Below are 18647 nucleotides of genomic sequence, written 5' to 3'. Positions count from 1 at the left end.
TGCGCTACGGCCGCGCGAGATAGCCGAGCAGCCGCAGGATGTCTCCGGCGTTGTCGAGGCTCGGGTTGAAGATCGCATCCAGCATCGGCAGCACCCGCTGCCGCGCCGAGCGGGTCCGCATGGCCCGGCGCCAGAGGGCGAGATTGAAGGCGTAGCGGCGGTCGGGCAGGGTGGCCAGCCCGATCACGTTGCGCACGTTGCCGCGCACCCGAGGCGGCAGGTCACGCGTCGAGTCGATCAGCAGCTGATCGGGCAGCACGTCGAGGCCGTACTCGGACATGAAATCGAAATCGGTGGGCCAGGCGGCGGCCCACAGGTAATCGACCATCCGGCACCAGCCCTGCAAGAACGACAGCTCCAGTGGCGAATACGGTGCCGGCGAGATGGTGCGCAGTGTCGCCGAGGCGACGTCCAGGCAGACCTTGTGAGCCGCCCAGAGCTTCATGCGCAGCGGCTCGTCGTCGCCGCCAGTGAAGCCGTCGACCGCGGCGAAGTAGTGGTGCCACGCCGCTATGCCCGGTGCATAGGCCGCAGGGATGGCCCGCATGGAAGCCGTGCCGCCGCCGACATATTCGAACCGGCTGTTGGCCGGTGCCGCCAGTTCCCGGTCGGGGACGACGCGCGCGGCGACCGCGCCCAGCCACGGCACCACCGAGAGCGTGTAGTTGCCGAATCCCCAGCCGGCGTCCGGATCGATCCGGCGGGTGTCGCGGCAGTCGAGGCCGAGCCGGTCGGTGTCGAACTGCCACTGATGCTGGAACATCAAACCCCACAGCGGGTTCCGGCGGTTGTCGGCGCCGAACTGCTGTCGGCGGCCCGTGGCCGTGATCAGTTCCCGGTAGGTCGCCATCCGATCATCGAACGCCCACGGATCGAAGGCGTCGCCCGGCTCGGGCGCGCCGGTCCAGCTGGCGTGCAGCGATAGTCCGGACAGTTCGGCGGGGGCGGGGTAGTCGGGGGCCATGCAGGCAGTCTCGCCTATGCGGTGATCGGCGTCACGATCGCGTCGGTCAATGACACCAGATCCACCGGTGCGAGCTCGATCTCCAGACCCCGGCGTCCGGCACTGCAGAACACCGTCGGCCAGGTCAGCGCCGACTCGTCGATCACGGTCGGCAGCCGCCGCTTCTGGCCGAGCGGTGAGACGCCGCCGAGGACGTACCCGGTGACCTTCTGCACCTGCTGCGGGTCGGCGAGTTCGGCGCGGGCCGCGCCGACCGCCGCGGCCACCGCCTTGGTCGACACCCGGTCGGGCACCGGCACGACCGCGACCGCCAGCTGCGAGCCGGTGGTCAGCACGATCGTCTTGAAGATTTGCCGCGGATCGGTGCCCAGCTCGCGCGCCAGGTGTTCGGCCGCCTCGTCGCCGAAGGACGACGCGCGGCGATCGTGGCGGTACTTGTGCACGGTGTGGACGATCCCGGCGGCGGTCGCGGCGGCGATGGCGGGTGTGGCGGGCACGCCGATCACGCTATCGATCACCGGGAACGGCCCGCGCAACGGCCGTGCGTGACCCGGAACAACAGCGGCGGGCCCGTGGTTATAGGAGGCATGTCCACACCAACAGCTGTGCTGCAGCGGCCCACCGGTGACGTCACGCCCGACAGCCGGCCCACCCGCCCGGCGGTAGTCTGGATCGATCGCGGCTACGAAGGGAGCTCCGTGACTGAGAGCGATCTGGCGGACAGTGGACCGGAGATCGGGGCGGCGGAGACTGTCGTCGACCAGGAGAACGAGACCGTGGCGCAGCGCGGTGCCCGCTTCGAGCGGGATGCGCTGCCGTTGCTGGATCAGCTGTACGGCGCCGCGCTCCGGATGACGCGCAACCCGGCCGACGCCGAGGACCTGGTGCAGGAGACCTACGCGAAGGCGTTCTCCGCGTTCGGGTCGTTCAAGGCGGGCACCAATCTCAAGGCCTGGCTGTACCGCATCATGACGAACACCTACATCAACGGGTACCGCAAGAAGCAGCGGCAGCCGGCCCAGTATCCGACCGACGAGATCACCGATTGGCAGCTCGCGGCCACGGCGGAGCACACCTCCACCGGCCTGCGCTCGGCGGAGATCGAGGCGCTCGACGCGCTGCCGGACGACGACATCAAGAACGCACTGCAGCAGCTGCCGGAGGAATTCCGGATGGCGGTGTACTACGCCGATGTCGAGGGACTCCCGTACAAGGAGATCGCCGAGATCATGGACACGCCGATCGGCACCGTGATGTCGCGACTGCATCGCGGCCGTAAGCAGCTGCGTGAACTGCTCGCCGATGTCGCGGCCGAGCGTGGATTCAATCGGAGTGAGCGGGCACAGGAGAGCGCACAGTGAGCACGAACAGCGCAGGGGGCATGGAGAAGAAGGATTCAGGCGTAGGCGACGACGCCGAGGTACAGCTCGACTGTTCGGCCGTGATGGCCGACATCTGGCTCATGCTCGACGGCGAATGCGCGCCGGAGGCCAAGGCGCGGCTGCAACAGCACCTCGATTCGTGCCAGCCGTGCCTCGCGCACTATGGGATCGAGTCGGAGCTCAAGGCGTTGATCGGCCGCAAATGCGGCGGCGATGCGGCACCCGACGGCCTGCGCGACCGCCTGCGCATCCAGATCCGTCAGCAGACGACGATCATCACCCGCACCGATCCGCAGCAGTAGCGGATCGAGTCGCGGGCATCGAAAAGGGCCGGATCCCACGGGGATCCGGCCCTTTTCGATTCGGACAGACGAACTGTCGTCAGGCGTTGGGACGCTTGCCGTGGTTGGCTGCGTTCTTCTTCCGTGCCCGCTTCTTGCGGCCGCGCTTACCCATGGCGATCTCCTTCTGCTGGGCGGTCTACTCGCATGTACTGCTCGCGATCGCTCATTCTCCCACGCGCAAGGGGTCCAGGAAAAATAAGGGTGCTTGGGATAAATTGACATCTGCACCGACGCCGACGGCTGGTCACGTCGGGTCCGGCAACGGAGGGTCGAAGATGGCAGAAGAGGTCTTGGCGGAAATCGTCGCGAGCGTCCTCGAGGTGCAGGTGGCCGAGGGTCAGCAGGTCGCCGCCGGGGACAGCCTGGTGCTCCTGGAATCGATGAAAATGGAGATCCCCGTTCTCGCCGAAGAACCCGGCACCATCACCTCCGTGAACGTCAAGGTCGGCGACGTCATCCAGGCCGGCCACCTCATCGCCGTCATCGGCTGACCCGCGCCGTCCCGCAGTCCCGAAGGGCACTCTCCGGTCCCGAAGGGCATCATTCACCTCATGTCGACCCTGTCCGAGCTGCTCGCGGAACACACCGAACTGTCCGGCGCGGATGCCTATCACCTGCAGCGACTCGTCGCCGAATGGCAGCTCGTCGCCGATCTCTCCTTCGCGGACCTGCAGTTGTGGGTGCCAGCGGGGCACTCATTCGTCTGCGTGGCCCAGGGCCGTCCGAATACGGCCACCACGGTGTTCCCGGCCGACCTCGTCGGCAGCCGGTTGCCGGAGTCGGCGGGCGATGCGGTGGCCCGTACCTGGGAGTCCGGTGAACGGCTGCGGGACCACGAGGCACGCCGGCTCGGCGACATCGCCGTGCGCTGGGAGTCCGTGCCGGTCCGGTCGCCACAGGAATCGGCGGAACCCGCGGTCATCGCCGTCCTGACCCGTGTGCGGGCGCTGAGCCACCTGCGGTCGCCGTCGCCGCTGGAATCGGCCTACCAGGACAGTGCGGACGCGCTGTGCCAGATGATCGCGGAGGGGCGGTTTCCGGGCACGGAGGAGAACCCCAAGGGCCTGTCGACCCCTCGGGTGGGTGACGGGTTCGTCCGCGTCGATGCCGCCGGCTCGGTCAGCTATGCGAGCCCGAACGCGTTGTCGGCCTATCACCGCCTCGGCTGGTCCGCCGACCTGCCGGGGGAGAACCTCGCCGACATCACCCGCCAGGTGCTCACCGACCCGTTCGAATCGGCCGACGCCGAGCAGATGATCCGCGACGCCGTGGCCGGCACCTCGTCGGCGGGCGGCATGCGGATGGAGGTCGATGCGCGCCGCGCGAGCGCACTGCTGCGGGCCATCGCGCTGACGCCGCATCACACCCCGGCCGGTGCCCTGGTGCTGATCCGCGACGTCACCGAGGTGAAACGCCGCGACCGGGCGCTGCTGAGCAAGGACGCGACGATCCGCGAGATCCATCACCGGGTGAAGAACAATCTGCAGAGCGTGTCCGCGCTGCTGCGGCTGCAGGCCCGCCGGACCGGCAATGCCGAGGCCCGGCTCGCGCTGGAGGAGGCGGTGCGCCGGGTCGCCTCGATCGCGCTGGTGCACGAGACGCTGTCGGCGAGCGTCGACGAGCAGGTCGACCTGGATGCGGTGGTCGACCAGTTGGTCCCGGTGATGGCTGATGTCGCCGCGCCGTCGGGCACGCCCGCTCAGGTCCGGCGCGTCGGGCAGTTGGGCGTGCTGCCGTCGGAACTGGCCACGCCGCTGGTCATGGTGTTGACCGAGCTGATCCAGAACGCCATCGAGCACGGGTTCGACGACGCGGCGGCTGGAACGCGATCACCGGCACTGGTCGAGATCGATGCCGACCGGAGCACCCGCAAGCTGGTGGTCACGGTGCGCGACAACGGAATCGGGCTGCCGGAGGGGTTCGATCCGGAGCGCTCGGATCGGCTCGGGCTGCAGATCGTGCACACGCTGGTCAAGATCGAGCTGTCCGGAACGCTGCAGCTGCACGGCGGGGTCGACGGCGGCACCGATGCGGTGCTGACGGTCCCCCTGCACTAGGTCCGGGTCCCGCTCTGATGCTGCGGCCGGTTTCCGGCCCAGAAACGACGACACCCGGCGGATCCGATCCGCCGGGTGTCGTTTGCTTGGTCTGTCGGTCAGACGGCGCTGCGCGTACGGCTGCGGGCGTTGCGGCGCTTGAGCGCGCGACGCTCGTCCTCGCTCATGCCGCCCCAGACGCCGGCGTCCTGACCGGACTCCAGTGCCCAGGCGAGGCAGTCAGCGGTGACCGGGCAACGGTTGCACACGAGCTTCGCGTCCGCGATCTGCGCGATGGCCGGGCCGCTGTTTCCCACAGGGAAGAACAGTTCCGGGTCTTCGTCGCGACAGATTGCGTTGTGGCGCCAGTCCATTTCGTGTGCTCCTCGTTTCGTTCTCACAGGCGGGCGGCCGTCATCGCGCTGGGCGCGTGGGCTGCCGGTCGCCGCCGGCGACTTGGTGTTTAACTGCTCGTTCATCTCCGCGGCGTGCGATGTTTCCGCGGTGTTGCTTGTGAATGCTTTCACGAATCCAGAACAAGTCAATGGTCTTTGATACATACGTGGGCAAAGTCACTGAGAGGGGGGCAGTGAAACAGGCCACAGCTTGTTGTACTACTCTGCGGCGCGGCGCGCATCTCGAAACTGAAAAAATGTTCCTAGACCTGCGGTTCTAGGGGCGCGCGGTACGGATGTTGCGGATGAGACAGCGTCTCGCAACGACGGTTCTGCGAACTGGGTCATCTGACCAGGATCGATGCGGCGAACCGCGAAAATTCAGTCCGTTTTGGGTGCGACAACGTCCAGCACCGCGGGTGCCGTGCCGAACTCCAGACGGGTCCGCACGCCGAGATATTCGCCGTCCATCTGCATGTCGATCGGCTGGTCGGATTCGATCAGCACCGAATCGACGTCGTCGGCGCGCAGGATGTGGCCCGCGCGCGGGTCGGCGCCGTGGCGCAGCATCTGCGCGGCCAGCGGCAGGTTGCGCCACACGCTCATCGACTTGGAAGCGAAGACGCCCAGGCGCGTGTCGAACGTGGTTCCCGGGTTCGTGTTCACCGGGCGCGATCCCAGGTACGTCCACGGGCTGGTGTTGGAGACGAAGGCGTAGTACGCGGCCTGCATCGGCGCCTCGCCTGGCACGGTGACCGTCACGGTCGGATGCTGGCGCGCGGCTGCGAAGAAGCACGCCAGGGTGGTGGCGAAGTAGCGGGCCGGCGTCGCCTTCTTGCCGGAATTGCGTTGCCGCTCAATCGACTTGATGACGGCGGCATCGGTGCCGACGCCGGCGTTGAAGAGGAACCAGCGGTCATCGGTGTAGGCCAGGCTCACGCGGCGGCGGGCCGACTGCTCCAGCAGCTCCACGAGTTGGCCGGTGGCGCGCAGCGGGTCGGCTTCCATGCCCAGGGCGCGGGCGAACACATTCGCGCTGCCGCCGGGGACCACCGCGATCGCCGGCAGGGCGGTGTTGTCGGACACGGGCGCGCTCGGCGGCCCGAGCAGCCCGTTGACGACCTCGTTCACGGTTCCGTCGCCGCCGTGCACGATCACCGCGGAATACTGCTCGTCGCGGGCGCGGGCGGCGAGTTCGCCGGCGTGGCCCCGATGGGTGGTCACCTCGACGGTCAGGTCGAACCGGGACGAGAGGGTATTGGCCAGCGCGTCGCGACCGGCATCAGTAGTGGAGGTCGCGAACGGGTTGACGATCAACATCGCGCGCACGGGAGGTCAGCCTACGGTGAACCGGGCATGACCACACAATCCACGCGCGGCCGAGGGCCGCAGAGGCGGCCCCGGCACCGCGGATACCCTGTGTGCGTGCCGAGCAGCCCCGATATCGACCCCAGCCGGTCCGACCGCGCATCCATCCCCGTCAATGTGCGACGGGCGGGCGCGATGGTCGCCCTCGAGGGCGCGGTGGCGATCATCGTCGCCGTCGTGCTGGTGATCCGGGCAATCGCCGGTCAGGACCAGCACGTGACCTCGGGCTACGGAACGGCCGCCTGGTTCGTGATCATGGGCGGCGCGGTCTTCGCGGGAGGGTTCGCGCTGTTTCGCGGCCGCCGCTGGGGGCGGGCGATCGCGGTCATCGCGCAGATCCTGCTGATCCCGTTCGGCTACTCGCTGGCGTTCGACAGTCACCGGATGTGGGCGGGCATCCCGCTGATCATCTTCGTGGTGCTGACGCTCGGCCTGCTGTTCAGCCCGTCTTCGTTGCGCTGGCTGTCTGCGGCGTATGCCCCCGATGCGCGCCCGGCGCCCGACGCCGAGGACGCAGATGGCGACGCCGGCCGGGACTCCGATGGCGGCGACCGGGACGGTCAGCGGCCGGAATAGCCCGCGCTGGCATAGCCGGTGATGCCGAGCGCGGACAGCTGCGCGACGCCGCCGTGATCGGTGCCCAGCACGGCCATCGATGCGGGCAGCATCGACAGGCTGGCGCCGAAGGTCACCGGCTGGCGCAACCATCGGGCGATCAGCACGCGGGACAGGTGACCGTGGCTGGCCGCGATCACATCCCGGCCGGCGGCGATCGTCGGCGCGATTTCGGCGAGCAGGCCGTCGACCCGGGCGGTGACCTGCGCGACGGACTCGCCGCCGGGGGCGCCGTCGGTGAAGATCGTCCAGTCCGGTCGGTCCTGCCGGATCTGCGCGCTGGTGAGACCTTCGTAATCGCCGTAGTCCCATTCGGCGAGGCGATCGTCGATCCGCTCGACCGACAGGCCGGCGCGCTCGAGCGTGGCCAGCGTCCGATGCCGCGGTGACGACAGCACCAGCGGGTCGACCGGCCGCAGCTCCAGCAGGGGAGCGGCCAGCGAATCGGCCTGCCCGGCACCGCGTTCGGTGAGATCGATGTCGGTCGTTCCGGTATGCCGGCCGGCCAGCGACCACGCGGTCTCGCCATGCCGGATCACAATCAGTCGTCCACTCACCGCGTCGACAGTAATGCAGTCCCCTAGGGTGTCGGTATGAGTCGTGTGCTAGCTGTGGCCAATCAAAAGGGTGGCGTCGCCAAGACCACCACGGTGGCTTCGATCGGTGCCGCGCTGAGCGCCGAGGGCAAGCGAGTGCTGGTCGTCGACTTGGATCCGCAAGGCTGCCTTACTTTTTCGCTCGGGCATGACCCCGACAAGCTCTCGGTGTCGGTGCACGAAGTACTGCTCGGTGAGGCGGAGATCGGCGACGCGCTCCTGGAGACGGCCGACGGGGTGACTCTGCTGCCCGCCACAATCGACCTGGCCGGCGCCGAAGCGCTGCTGCTGATGAGGCCCGGTCGGGAGTACGCGCTCAAGCGCGCGCTGGCGGAGATCGCCGACGACTACGACATCGTGCTGCTGGACTGCCCGCCGTCGCTCGGGGTGCTCACACTCAACGGGCTCACCGCCGCCGACGAGCTCGTGGTGCCGCTGCAGTGCGAGACGCTGGCGCACCGCGGCGTCGGTCAGCTGCTGCGCACGGTCAACGAGGTGCAGCAGATCACCAACCCGGATCTGGATCTGCTGGGCGCGATTCCGACGCTGTACGACTCGCGCACCACCCACAGCCGCGACGTGCTGGCCGACGTGTCGGATCGCTACGACCTGCCGGTGCTCAGCCCGCCGGTGCCGCGCACCGTCCGGTTTGCCGAGGCGTCGGCCTCGGGTGCGACGGTCCTCGCCGGCCGCAAGAACAAGGGCGCCGAGGCTTACCGCGAACTGGCCGCGAACCTGAGCCGCTACTGGTCCGGAGCGGAGCTGGTCACGCTCGAGGGCTGAGCCGGACCGGCCGTCGCCTGCGGTGGCGCCGGACGCGGTCGCAGCACCGTGACGGTGTCACCGGATTGCTCGACGATCGACGATCCCACAGCCCGCAGGACCACGGGTGTCGCCGCGTTGGTGTTGGCGCCGAAGGGGATCGACGCACGATGCGCTCCGGTGGCCGCGTCATGCACGCTGAAACCGCCGACGGTGGGCAGGACGAGGTCGGTTCCCATCACGACCCCGGTGCCGGTGGCGCCCGGGGTCTGGAATTTCACCGCCAGGGTCGTCGCGTCGAGTACGACCGTGGCCTGTCCGGTCCAGAACATCACCAGTCCGCCGGAGGTGTGCGGCAGGTTGCCGGCCGGCACGTTCGCCGGGGCCTCGACGGTGGCCGCGGTCGTCCGGTGGCCGTCCATACCGAAGTTGGCGACCGCCGGGGCGGTGTCGCCGACGGTCGAGCCTGCGGGCACGAACACCGAGACTCCGGTGGAGGCGACCGCGATGATCTGCGGCGGCGGGGTATTCGTCCCGCTGGTGATGACGGTCGAGCTGTAGGGCTCGGGCTTGTCGTCATCCTGTCCGGACGCGGCCAGGATGCTCAGCCGGTAGCCGGCGTCGCGCGGGCAGCGCTCGATGACCGCCAGCCGCCCGGAATTGATTGCCGACGACAGCAGTGTGCATCGGCCGCCTCGTTCCCACTCCGGCTGGCTGTCGGGGTTGACCGGCGCCTGCACCCGGCCGTATTCGATCGTGCGCACCAGGTCGCTGCGCCATGCCTCCAGGCGGGTATCACCTTGCGAGAGAACGAGATCGCCGTCCGAGCTGAGGGTGACCGACTTGTCGGCCAGGCTGGATCGGGTGGGTCCGCGGAATCCGTCGCGCGCTCGCAGCGCGGTCACCTCGCCGCAACCGCGGCTGTTGCGGAAGGCGGCGACGACATACGAATCGGACCCGCCGGTGGGGAAGCCGAACGACGACCGGGCGACCAAGCCGCACAACGGGATATCGCGCCGGTAGTGCCACAGCACGCGACCGTCGGCGGGGTCGTGGCCGGCGACGGTATTGCCCTTACTGGTGATCACCAGGCCGTCGGCAACGTCCACGGCCGTCGCCGGAGCGGTCCACGCGACTTCGACACCGGCCGGGGCCGCCGTCGCGGGCGGGGCGGGGTTGATGGAGGTACCGGCGACCGACTCAGTGGTCTCCCGGACCGGGCTGGTCGCCCAGATCGCCACGCCGACAACGACGATGACCAGCAGAATGATCGCGGTGACGATCAGGTCGACCGGCTTGCGTCGCTCCGGCTTGAGCATCGACGGTGGCTACTCGCCGGCCGATTCTGCGCCCGACGACTGCTCGACGGCCGGAGCCGATCCGGCCGACTTCGGCTTGCGGCGGCGCCGACGACGGCGGGCCGGCTGATCGCCGGTCGCCGCAGCATTGCCCGAACCGGCCGCGGAGTCGGCGCTGCTTCCAGCGCTCTCTGTGGCTGTGCCCTCGGTGGCCGTGCTCGCGGCACCGTCGCCGGCTGCACGGCCGCCCCGGGTGCGCCGACGCGACCGATCGCTCTTCGGGCGATTGCCGCTGCCCGCACGAACCCGGGTCTCGTCGCCGTCGCGCCGACCGCGGGACGAACGCTGTCCGTCGCCCGCGCTGGGCGCGACCAGGCGGCCGGTGGCACCCTCCGGGATGTTCAGCTCCTCGCGCAGATGCGCCGAGCTGGAATAGGTTTCGGCCGGCTCGGGCATACCGAGTTCGAGTGCCCTGTCGATCAGCTCCCACCGGTGCAACTCGTCCCAGTCGACCAGGGTGATCGCGATGCCGGTGCGGCCGGCGCGACCGGTGCGGCCGATCCGGTGCACATAGGTCTTCTCGTCGTCGGGGCATTGGTAGTTGATGACGTGGGTGACGTCGTCGATGTCGATGCCGCGGGCGGCGACGTCGGTCGCGACCAGCACGTCGATGCCGCCGGAACGGAACGCCTTGAGCGCCTTCTCCCGGGCGATCTGTCCCAGATCGCCATGTACCGCACCGGCTTTGAAGCCGCGCTCGACCAGATCGTCCGACACCTTCTGCGCCGTGCGCTTGGTGCGGGTGAAGATCATCGTGGCGCCGCGGCCTTCGGCCTGCAGGATGCGGGCGACCAGTTCGGCCTTGTCCAGGGCGTGCGCCCGGTAGACGTGCTGCGTGGTGCGTTCGTGCACCGCGGAATCGTCGACGTGCTCGGCGCGGATGTGGGTCGGGTGCTTCTGGAAGCTGCGCGCCAGGGTGACGATCGGTCCGGGCATGGTCGCCGAGAACAGCATCGACTGCTTGGCATCCGGCAGCGCGGCGATGATGCGCTCGATGTCCGGGAGGAAGCCCAGATCCAGCATCTCATCGGCCTCGTCGAGGACGAGGATCTGCACCTTGCCGAGGATGAGATGGCCCTGGTTGGCGAGATCGATCAGGCGACCCGGCGTGCCGACGACGACGTCGACCCCGGCCTTGAGATCGGCGATCTGCCCCTCATATGGGCGACCGCCGAAGATCGCGGTCACCCGGATGGGCAGGTGGGCAGACGCGGTCTCCAGATCGTCGGTGACCTGAATGCAGAGCTCGCGGGTCGGCACGACGATCAGGGCGCGGGGCGTGCCGTCCAGGTCGAACAGGCCCTCGTCGTCGGCGGCCCCGGCCAGCCGCTGCAGCAGCGGCACGCCGAAGCCGAGGGTCTTGCCGGTACCGGTGCGCGCCTGACCGATGAGGTCGTCGCCGCCCATGGCGAGCGGGAGCGTCAGTTCCTGGATGGCAAAGGTGTGGGTGATGCCGTCGTCGTGCAGCGCGCGGACGATCTCGTCGCGGACACCGAGCTCGGCGAAAGTGGGAGAGACGTGGCCGTCGTCGACGGTCGTGGTCTGGACCAGGTCGTCGCCCTGCGCGTCGGTGGTGTTGTTTTCGGGGGTGGTGATGGTCGTGCCTTTCGTGTGTCTCGCGCGCACGAATGTCAGGCAGACCTCAACCAACTTCGGTGTCTGGAGAACGTGGAGGTCTCGGGAGTACGCCGTCAGTTGGTCGCGGCCGTGGGCCGTGGATTGACGGCCGCGCGGTGCGCGCACAAATATCTCAGCCGGTGCAAACTCGTCTCGGCTGCAGCACAGTCTATATGTCCCGCCCATTACACTGCGGGCATGTCATCTGAGGCCGCGCCGTTGTCAGCCGACCATCCCGGAATCGCCGAGTTGTTCTCGCTGCTCGCCGCCGGCGAATTGGCAGCGTTCTACCGCCTGACCGACGAGGCCGGAATGGCGCCGACCGTGGCGGGTCGGGTCGCGATCGCGTCCATGGCGGCGTCGGAGATGCGGCATTTCGACGTGCTGCGTGATGAGCTGGAGCGCCGCGGGGTCGCCGTCGTCCCCGCCGTCGAGCGCTACGAGTCGGTGCTCGCGCAATACCACCAGTCGACGGTGCCCAACAGCTGGCTGGAAGCGCTGATCAAGGCCTATATCGGCGACGGTCTGGCCGCCGATTTCTATCTGGAGATCGCGCATGTCCTGCCGCCCGATGCCGAGCGCATCGTTCAGGAGGTAATGGCCGAGACCGGGTCGTCGCAGTTCGCGATCGACGAGGTACGCGCGGCGGTGACGGCCGATCCGCTGCTGAAGTCGCCGCTGACGCTGTGGGCGCGGCGCCTGTTGGGCGAGGCGATCACGCAGGCGCAGCACGTCCTGGCCGCGCGCGAGGAACTCGCCGAGCTGCTCTTCACCGGCGATACGGGAAACCTGAATCGGCTGGCCGAGTTCTTCGAGTCGATCCAGGGGCGTCACGACGCCCGGATGCGCGATCTCGGCCTGGCCTGATCGGCGCGCGGCTGCTCGGTGTTCGCCGGTAGCGGATGCGCGCTCGGTGCCGGGCAGCGCTGCACTAGCCTGTAATTCAATCGTTCGAACGTGACAGGAGTAGCTCGTGACCGTGGAAGTCAAGATCGGAATCAGCGACAGCTCAAGGGAATTGACCATCCGTGTCGAGGAGTCCGCCGACGCGGTGCACAAGTCGGTCGAGACGGCGCTGTCGGGCAACGAGTCGCTGCTGCATCTCACCGATGAGAAGGGCGCCCGGCTGCTGGTGCCGGTCACCAAGATCGCGTACATCGAGGTCGGCGCCAGCGAGTCGCGGCGCGTGGGCTTCGGCTCGATCTCGGGCGGGTAGCCGAACCGCTCCGCCCGCCGACGCGGTGATTCAGCCGACGCGGTGATTCAGTCGGTGGGCTGGAGCGGCACGTGCGACAGGCCGCCCCAGAGCAGCGCGGCGGTCGACGAGATCGCTTCGTTCTTGCTGATCGGCCGGTTGGCATCGATCCAGTAGCGGGCATTGACCTGGCTGGCGCCCACCAGACCGGCCGCCAGCATGCGGGACCGATGCGGATCCAGGCCCGAGTCGTGCAGCACCAGGCCGTAGACCGCATCGACGCAGGCCTCGATCGCGCTTTCGACCCGTCGGATCGCGGCGGGGTCGAGCGCGTCCGATTCGAAGATCAGCCGGTAGCCCTGGCTGTCGGAATCGATGAATTCGAAGAATGCCCCCACGGCTGCGGACACCCGCTGCCGGTTGTCGGTGGTGGCGTTCAGGGCCGTCACCACGCCGTTGACCAGGCCCTCGGCATGCAGGTCGAGGACGGCCAGATACAGCTCGAGCTTGCCCGGGAAGTGTTGGTACAGAACGGGTTTGCTGACGCCGGCGTGTACGGCGATCTCGTCCATGCCGGCCGAGTGAAAGCCGCGCTCGACGAAGATGTCGCTGGCGGCATCCAGCAGTTGCCGACGCCGGGCGCTGCGCGGCATCCGGGTAGCGGGCGCGCGACCGGTCGACGAAGTCATGCCGAGAACGTTACCCGCCGGACCGGCGCGGGCCGATGGCCTGGGTCCGCAGAATGGGCGGCCTGCGGCGATACGTCCGATCCGGCATCCTGATGGGGTGACTGTGGCCGACGCGTCCGCCATCGACCTTGCCCCGCTCGACCGCACCACCGATCCGTCGCCGGGAACGTATCAGCAGGTGGGAGACTTTCGTCTGTTCGTCCGCCGGACCGGTGCGGACGACGGGGCGCGGCCCGGCGGGACCGCCGTCTACGTCCACGGGCTGGGCGGGTCGTCGCTGAATTGGACCGATCTCGGACAGATTCTCGACCCGGTAGTGGCGGGGCACGTGATCGACCTGCCCGGATTCGGGTATTCCGATCCGCCGTCGGGCGGCGACTACTCGCTGCGGACCCAGATGCGTGCGGTGATCGGCTATCTGGAGCACGTGCAGGCACGCCCGGGCGGGGCGGTCGGCGGGGTGCATCTGATCGGGAATTCGCTCGGCGGTGTCGTCTGCGCACGGGTGGCCCAGGAAAGGCCGGACCTGGTGCGGACGCTGACGCTGATCTCGCCGGCCTACCCGGACATGCGGCCGCGACTGCGGCGGCTGTCCTTCTTGCCACTCGGGCTGGCGAAGATCCCGACGGCCGGCCCCGCGGCATTCCGTTATCTCGGGAGCCGGCGTCCGGAGCTGCAGGTGATGCAGACGCTCCGCGAGATCATGGTGACGCCGGAGCGGCTCGGCGCGGTGCGTATCCGGCAGGCGGTCGAGCACGCGGTCGACCGATCGGCGATGGCCTGGGCGGCCGATGCGCTCGCCTCGAGCTTCGCGACGCTCGTCGCCAGCTGGGCGTGGAACGGCGGCCGCGATCACTGGAGCCGCGCCCGCCGCATCGGGGTGCCCGCGCTGGTGCTGTGGGGCAGCCAGGACCTGTTGGTCAGCGCCGAGATCGCGCCCAAGGTGGTGCGGATGATCCCGGGCGCGCGCCTGGTGATGTTCTCGGACGCGGGCCACGTGAGCCAGATGGAGATGCCCGAGGAGACGGCCCACGAGATATGCCGACACATCGGCATACGGCTCCGTGGAAAGGTGCCCGACCTGTGAGAAGGTGAACGGGTGACAAACCCCGGTGGGCCCACGGACCCGGACTCAGGTCCCGGTGCGGATCAGCCTGCCGATGTGGACCGCCCTGCCGGTGTCCGGACCGACCCGGGCGAACGCTCGCGGCCGCCGTCCGACCAGCCGCTACGCGCGCACTGGGATCCCACCGCGGTCAACGAGGGCCGCCCCCGATCGGATCGTTCGGCGCATCCCGGACCCACCAGACGGGGACCCGTGCGACGGTTCGTCGCGACCTACGGCTGGCGCGCCTATGCGATCCCGGTTCTGATTGTTCTGACGATCGCGCTGATCGTCGCATCGGTGAAGAGCGACAAGGGCGGGCATCAGGATGCGTTGCCGTCGACCGAGTTGCGCGACTCCAACGTCAAGACGGCCAAGACCCCGATCGGCGCGCCGACGGTGTCGGTGAACCCGGCAGCACTGCCCAGCGGTGCGTTGCCCGACGGCCCGCCCTTCACCGAGGCCGGCGCGAAGTCGTATCACATCGTCCCGCTGGTCGCCGGCGGCGGAAAGCAGGTCGGGACCGGCGGCCAACTGTACACGTACACCGTCGAGGTCGAGAACGGCCTGAACGCGCCCGACTTCGGCGGCGATCAGGCGTTCGCGAGCATGGTCGAGGCGACGCTGTCGAGCGCGAAGAGCTGGACGCACGACGGCAAGGTGTCGCTGCGTCGCGTCGCGGGCGGTCAGCCCGCCGACCTGCACATCACGCTGGTGTCGCCGGCGACCACCCGCGAACTGTGCGGCGACGAGATCAAACTCGAATCGTCCTGCTACTACCCGCCGGAGGTACGGGTGGTGCTCAATGAGGCGCGCTGGGTCCGCGGCGCCGTCGCCTATCAGGGCGACACCCTCAGCTACCGCCAATACGCGGTCAACCACGAAACCGGGCACGGCATCGGTTACGCCCATCATCAGCCGTGCCCGGCGAACGGCGCGTTGGCCCCGGTGATGATGGAGCAGTCGTTCGGCGTCGACAACCAGGAGGTCCAGAAGCTGGATCCGGGCCTGGGCGGCGATCCGTCGTTCGTCTGCAAGCCGAATCCCTGGCCCTTCCCGAACGGCTGAGCTGACGCCTACCGGCCGGAACTCGCCGCCCGACAGGAATGTGACAGCGGGTGATTCGGTTGTACTGCCTGTCCGTTGATTTCAGGAGTGCGAGATGTCGTTGCCGCCATTGGTCGAGCCAGGGGCCGAACTCACCCGCGACGAGGTGGCCCGGTACAGCCGGCACCTGATCATTCCGGATATCGGCGTCATCGGTCAGCGACGTCTGAAGAACGCGCGAGTACTGGTGATCGGTGCGGGCGGACTGGGCTCGCCGACCCTGCTCTATCTGGCTGCGGCCGGTGTCGGAACCATCGGCATCGTCGAGTTCGACGAGGTCGACCAGTCGAATCTGCAGCGGCAGGTCATCCACGGCCAGTCCGATATCGGCCGTCCGAAGGCCGAGAGCGCCCGCGACTCGATCGCCGAGATCAATCCGTTGGTGACGGTCAACCTGCACGAGTTCCGGCTCGAAGCCGAGAATGCGGTGCAACTGTTCGAGCAGTATGACCTGATCCTCGACGGCACCGACAACTTCGCCACGCGCTACCTGGTCAACGATGCCGCGGTGCTGGCGCACAAGCCGTACGTGTGGGGCTCCATCTACCGCTTCGAGGGGCAGGCCTCGGTGTTCTGGGAAGACGCGCCCGACGGTCGCGGACTCAACTACCGTGACCTGTATCCGGTGCCCCCGCCGCCTGGCATGGTGCCGTCCTGTGCCGAGGGCGGAGTCCTCGGAATCCTGTGCGCGTCAATCGGATCCATCATGGGCACCGAGGCGATCAAGCTCATCACCGGCACCGGCGAGCCGTTGCTGGGGCGGCTGATGGTGTACGACGCGCTCGACATGACCTACCGGACGATCAAGCTCCGCAAGGATCCCGAGGCGCCGCCGATCACCGAGCTCATCGACTACGACGAGTTCTGCGGCGTCGTCTCCGCGGCGGGTGTCGAGGCCGCGGTCGGATCGACGCTCACCCCGGCCGAGTTGAAGCAACGTCTCGATGCCGGAGAAGACCTGGCGCTCATCGATGTTCGCGAACCGGCCGAATGGGACATCGTCCGTATCGACGGGGCGACGCTGGTGCCCAAGGGGACCATCGAGTCCGGAGCGGCGCTGGAGACGCTGCCGCAGGACCGCCCGCTGGTGCTGTACTGCAAGACCGGGATCCGGTCGGCCGAGGCGCTCGCCGCGGTCAAGCAGGCGGGGTTCGCGGACGCGACCCATCTGCAGGGCGGCGTCGTCGCCTGGGCGCAGCAGGTCGACAAGGACCTCCCGGTTTACTAGTTCACACGGTTTACTGGCAGACATGGCCGGGCTCACCGTCACCAGCGGCACAGGCCGTTGGGTTCTGCTGACCACGGTTCTCGGGTCGGGAATGACCATGTTGGACGGCACCGTCGTCAACGTGGCCCTGCCCAGGATCAGCCGCTCTCTGAATGCCGATCTGGCGTCGTTGCAGTGGGTGCTCAACGCATACATGCTGACGCTGGCCGGGCTGATCCTGCTGGGCGGCGCGCTCGGCGATCGCTATGGCCGCCGACGGGTGTTCATCATCGGCGCGGTGTGGTTCTCGATCGCGTCGCTGCTGTGCGGCGTCGCGGTGAACGCCGAGATGCTCATTGCCGCGCGGGCCCTGCAGGGCATTGGCGGTGCGCTGCTGATGCCGGGGTCGCTGGCCATCATTCAGGCGACCTTCGCCGAAGACCAACGCGCGCGGGCGATCGGGGCCTGGTCGGGGCTCGGCGGCATTGCGGCCGCGATCGGTCCTTTCCTGGGCGGCTGGCTGGTGGATGGACCCGGCTGGCGATGGGCGTTTCTGATCAACCTGCCGCTCGGCGTCATCACCGTGGCCGTGGCGGCCAGGCATGTCCCGGAGAATCGCGACCCCGGCGCGCACGGCCGGTTCGATATCGCGGGAGCCGCGGTCGGTGCAGTCTCGCTCGGCGCCATCAGTTATGCGCTGATCCGGGCCGCTGAAGGCTGGTCGGTGACCGTGGCGGCCGCGGCCGTGATCGGCGTGGTGGCGGCGGTGGGCTTCGTGTGGCTCGAGCGGCGAGAGCCGAATCCGATGCTGCCGCTGTCGATCTTCCGCTCCCGCCAGTTCTCGGTGGTGAACGTCGTCACCTTCGGTATTTACGCAGCCCTCAGCGGAATCATGTTTCTGCTGGGCATGGAACTTCAGCTGGTGGCGGGCTTTTCGGCGCTCGTCGCGGGTGCCGCGCTGGTCCCGCTGACCATTCTGATGCTGTTGTTCTCGGCGCGTTCCGGTCAGCTCACCGAGCGGATCGGACCCCGGATCCCGCTCTCGGTCGGCCCGCTGATATCCGCGGCCGGGGTGCTGATGATGTTGCGGATCGGCCCGTCGACGAACTATTGGACGGACGTGCTGCCCGCGGTGCTGATCCTCGGGGTGGGGATGGTACTGCTGGTCGCCCCGCTGACCGCCACGGTCCTGGCGGCCGCGCCGGTCGAGAATGCCGGGGTCGCCAGTGGCGTCAACAACGCGGTGGCGCGCGCCGCCGGGTTGATCGCGATCGCCGCGCTGCCGCTGGTAGCCGGATCGGCCGCCCGCAATGCGCTGGGATCGGGTTTCGACATCGTATTCGGCCGCGGCGTGTGGGTCTGTGCGGCCCTGATGGCGGTGTCGGCGGTGATCTCCGCGGTGGGCGTCCGTAATCCGGATGCGGCATCTCGGGCGAAAGCTCCTGAGCCGCAATGCAAAGTCAATTGCGCGGCGGAGGCGCCGCCGCTCGAGACGGCCGGGCCGACACATCCGCGCTGAGTTGCCGACGGATCGGGAAGGCGCCGGGCCCGGGCGCTTACGCTCGCGCTGAAGCATGGCGTTTGCGCTGGTAGAGTCGCTGCTCATGCGATTGACTCCGCACGAACAAGAGCGTCTGCTGCTGTCGTATGCAGCCGAGCTCGCGCGCCGTCGGCGGGCGCGCGGCCTGCGGCTCAATCACCCGGAGGCGATCGCGATCATCACCGATCATGTGCTGGAGGGCGCCCGTGACGGTCGCAGCGTTTCCGAACTGATGACCAGCGGTCGCGAGGTCCTCACCCGCGACGACGTGCTCGACGGCGTGCCGGCGATGATCGCCGATGTGCAGGTCGAGGCGACGTTCCCAGACGGCACCAAGTTGGTGACCGTGCATCACCCGATCCCGTGA

Annotated in this window: 22 protein-coding genes; 13 read left to right on the top strand and 9 right to left on the bottom strand. The window is 68.6% G+C overall.

Annotation, left to right across the window (positions count from 1 at the left end):
• Positions 1 to 4: 4 nt before the first annotated feature.
• Together G341_RS0120035 and ybaK are read right to left on the bottom strand one after the other, a co-directional pair.
• Entirely contained in the window at positions 5 to 964 is a 960-nt protein-coding gene (locus G341_RS0120035; protein ID WP_018180965.1) for a Leg1-related protein, read from the bottom strand.
• Positions 965 to 978: 14 nt separating this feature from the next.
• Positions 979 to 1470: a Cys-tRNA(Pro) deacylase gene (ybaK, locus tag G341_RS0120030; RefSeq protein ID WP_018180964.1), complete on the bottom strand. Its 492-nt coding sequence runs from the start codon at positions 1468 to 1470 to the stop codon at positions 979 to 981.
• Between the two features lie 99 nt (positions 1471 to 1569).
• Here ybaK and G341_RS0120025 point away from each other — a divergent pair, with 99 nt between their 5' ends.
• Positions 1570 to 2325, top strand: coding sequence for a sigma-70 family RNA polymerase sigma factor (locus tag G341_RS0120025; protein ID WP_018180963.1), 756 nt, complete (start codon positions 1570 to 1572; stop codon positions 2323 to 2325).
• A gap of 20 nt (positions 2326 to 2345) precedes the next feature.
• Positions 2346 to 2648, top strand: coding sequence for a mycothiol system anti-sigma-R factor (gene rsrA, locus G341_RS0120020; RefSeq protein WP_026303940.1), 303 nt, complete (start codon positions 2346 to 2348; stop codon positions 2646 to 2648).
• A 79-nt stretch (positions 2649 to 2727) separates the two neighbouring features.
• Here rsrA and G341_RS24445 read toward each other — a convergent pair whose 3' ends face one another.
• Positions 2728 to 2802, bottom strand: coding sequence for a 50S ribosomal protein bL37 (locus G341_RS24445; RefSeq protein ID WP_369758845.1), 75 nt, complete (start codon positions 2800 to 2802; stop codon positions 2728 to 2730).
• A 163-nt stretch (positions 2803 to 2965) separates the two neighbouring features.
• On the opposite strand from G341_RS24445, the gene G341_RS0120015 reads away from it, so the two are divergent.
• Positions 2966 to 3181, top strand: a complete 216-nt coding sequence (locus G341_RS0120015) for a biotin/lipoyl-binding carrier protein (RefSeq protein ID WP_018180961.1) — start codon at positions 2966 to 2968, stop codon at positions 3179 to 3181.
• A gap of 60 nt (positions 3182 to 3241) precedes the next feature.
• Positions 3242 to 4747 (top strand): sensor histidine kinase, encoded by a 1506-nt coding sequence (locus tag G341_RS0120010; RefSeq protein WP_018180960.1) that lies wholly within the window; start codon positions 3242 to 3244, stop codon positions 4745 to 4747.
• Between the two features lie 98 nt (positions 4748 to 4845).
• Here G341_RS0120010 and G341_RS0120005 read toward each other — a convergent pair whose 3' ends face one another.
• Positions 4846 to 5100, bottom strand: a complete 255-nt coding sequence (locus tag G341_RS0120005; protein WP_026303939.1) for a WhiB family transcriptional regulator — start codon at positions 5098 to 5100, stop codon at positions 4846 to 4848.
• A 402-nt stretch (positions 5101 to 5502) separates the two neighbouring features.
• A complete protein-coding gene (locus tag G341_RS0120000) occupies positions 5503 to 6450 on the bottom strand; it encodes a diacylglycerol/lipid kinase family protein (RefSeq protein WP_018180958.1) in 948 nt (315 codons plus the stop codon).
• A gap of 174 nt (positions 6451 to 6624) precedes the next feature.
• On the opposite strand from G341_RS0120000, the gene G341_RS22715 reads away from it, so the two are divergent.
• The gene (locus G341_RS22715) at positions 6625 to 7065 is read left to right on the top strand and encodes a hypothetical protein (protein WP_018180957.1); all 441 of its coding nucleotides are present in this window, start codon (positions 6625 to 6627) and stop codon (positions 7063 to 7065) included.
• On the opposite strand, the gene G341_RS0119990 is transcribed toward G341_RS22715, so the two are convergent.
• Positions 7050 to 7649, bottom strand: coding sequence for an acid phosphatase (locus G341_RS0119990; RefSeq protein ID WP_026303938.1), 600 nt, complete (start codon positions 7647 to 7649; stop codon positions 7050 to 7052). The genes G341_RS22715 and G341_RS0119990 overlap by 16 nt on opposite strands.
• 48 nt (positions 7650 to 7697) lie before the next feature.
• Between G341_RS0119990 and G341_RS0119985 the strand changes: the two genes are divergently transcribed.
• The gene (locus G341_RS0119985; RefSeq protein WP_026303937.1) at positions 7698 to 8483 is read left to right on the top strand and encodes a ParA family protein; all 786 of its coding nucleotides are present in this window, start codon (positions 7698 to 7700) and stop codon (positions 8481 to 8483) included.
• Here G341_RS0119985 and G341_RS22710 read toward each other — a convergent pair.
• Both G341_RS22710 and G341_RS0119975 read right to left on the bottom strand, forming a co-directional pair.
• Positions 8444 to 9781, bottom strand: a complete 1338-nt coding sequence (locus G341_RS22710) for an Rv3212 family protein (protein WP_018180954.1) — start codon at positions 9779 to 9781, stop codon at positions 8444 to 8446. The genes G341_RS0119985 and G341_RS22710 overlap by 40 nt on opposite strands.
• 9 nt (positions 9782 to 9790) lie before the next feature.
• Positions 9791 to 11416 (bottom strand): DEAD/DEAH box helicase, encoded by a 1626-nt coding sequence (locus G341_RS0119975; protein ID WP_043452198.1) that lies wholly within the window; start codon positions 11414 to 11416, stop codon positions 9791 to 9793.
• Positions 11417 to 11635: 219 nt separating this feature from the next.
• Between G341_RS0119975 and G341_RS0119970 the strand changes: the two genes are divergently transcribed.
• The gene (locus tag G341_RS0119970; protein ID WP_018180952.1) at positions 11636 to 12304 is read left to right on the top strand and encodes a ferritin-like fold-containing protein; all 669 of its coding nucleotides are present in this window, start codon (positions 11636 to 11638) and stop codon (positions 12302 to 12304) included.
• 106 nt (positions 12305 to 12410) lie between these two features.
• Complete coding sequence (locus G341_RS0119965) at positions 12411 to 12653, top strand: DUF3107 domain-containing protein (RefSeq protein WP_018180951.1); 243 nt, start codon at positions 12411 to 12413, stop codon at positions 12651 to 12653.
• A gap of 47 nt (positions 12654 to 12700) precedes the next feature.
• On the opposite strand, the gene fasR is transcribed toward G341_RS0119965, so the two are convergent.
• Positions 12701 to 13321 (bottom strand): HTH-type transcriptional activator FasR, encoded by a 621-nt coding sequence (gene fasR, locus G341_RS0119960; protein WP_026303936.1) that lies wholly within the window; start codon positions 13319 to 13321, stop codon positions 12701 to 12703.
• A 97-nt stretch (positions 13322 to 13418) separates the two neighbouring features.
• Between fasR and G341_RS0119955 the strand changes: the two genes are divergently transcribed.
• From G341_RS0119955 to G341_RS0119935, 5 genes are all read left to right on the top strand, one after another.
• Complete coding sequence (locus tag G341_RS0119955; RefSeq protein WP_245557064.1) at positions 13419 to 14408, top strand: alpha/beta fold hydrolase; 990 nt, start codon at positions 13419 to 13421, stop codon at positions 14406 to 14408.
• Positions 14409 to 14483: 75 nt separating this feature from the next.
• Positions 14484 to 15494: a DUF3152 domain-containing protein gene (locus G341_RS0119950; RefSeq protein ID WP_018180948.1), complete on the top strand. Its 1011-nt coding sequence runs from the start codon at positions 14484 to 14486 to the stop codon at positions 15492 to 15494.
• Between the two features lie 94 nt (positions 15495 to 15588).
• Positions 15589 to 16761: an adenylyltransferase/sulfurtransferase MoeZ gene (gene moeZ / locus G341_RS0119945; protein ID WP_018180947.1), complete on the top strand. Its 1173-nt coding sequence runs from the start codon at positions 15589 to 15591 to the stop codon at positions 16759 to 16761.
• A gap of 22 nt (positions 16762 to 16783) precedes the next feature.
• Complete coding sequence (locus tag G341_RS0119940) at positions 16784 to 18259, top strand: MFS transporter (RefSeq protein WP_018180946.1); 1476 nt, start codon at positions 16784 to 16786, stop codon at positions 18257 to 18259.
• Positions 18260 to 18344: 85 nt separating this feature from the next.
• Positions 18345 to 18647, top strand: coding sequence for an urease subunit gamma (locus tag G341_RS0119935; protein ID WP_026303935.1), 303 nt, complete (start codon positions 18345 to 18347; stop codon positions 18645 to 18647).

The sequence above is a fragment of the Jongsikchunia kroppenstedtii DSM 45133 genome (genome assembly GCF_000380485.1).
Lineage (GTDB): Bacteria > Actinomycetota > Actinomycetes > Mycobacteriales > Mycobacteriaceae > Jongsikchunia > Jongsikchunia kroppenstedtii.
Note: the sequence above shows the minus strand (reverse complement) of the source record. Positions and strands in the feature narration are given on the sequence as shown.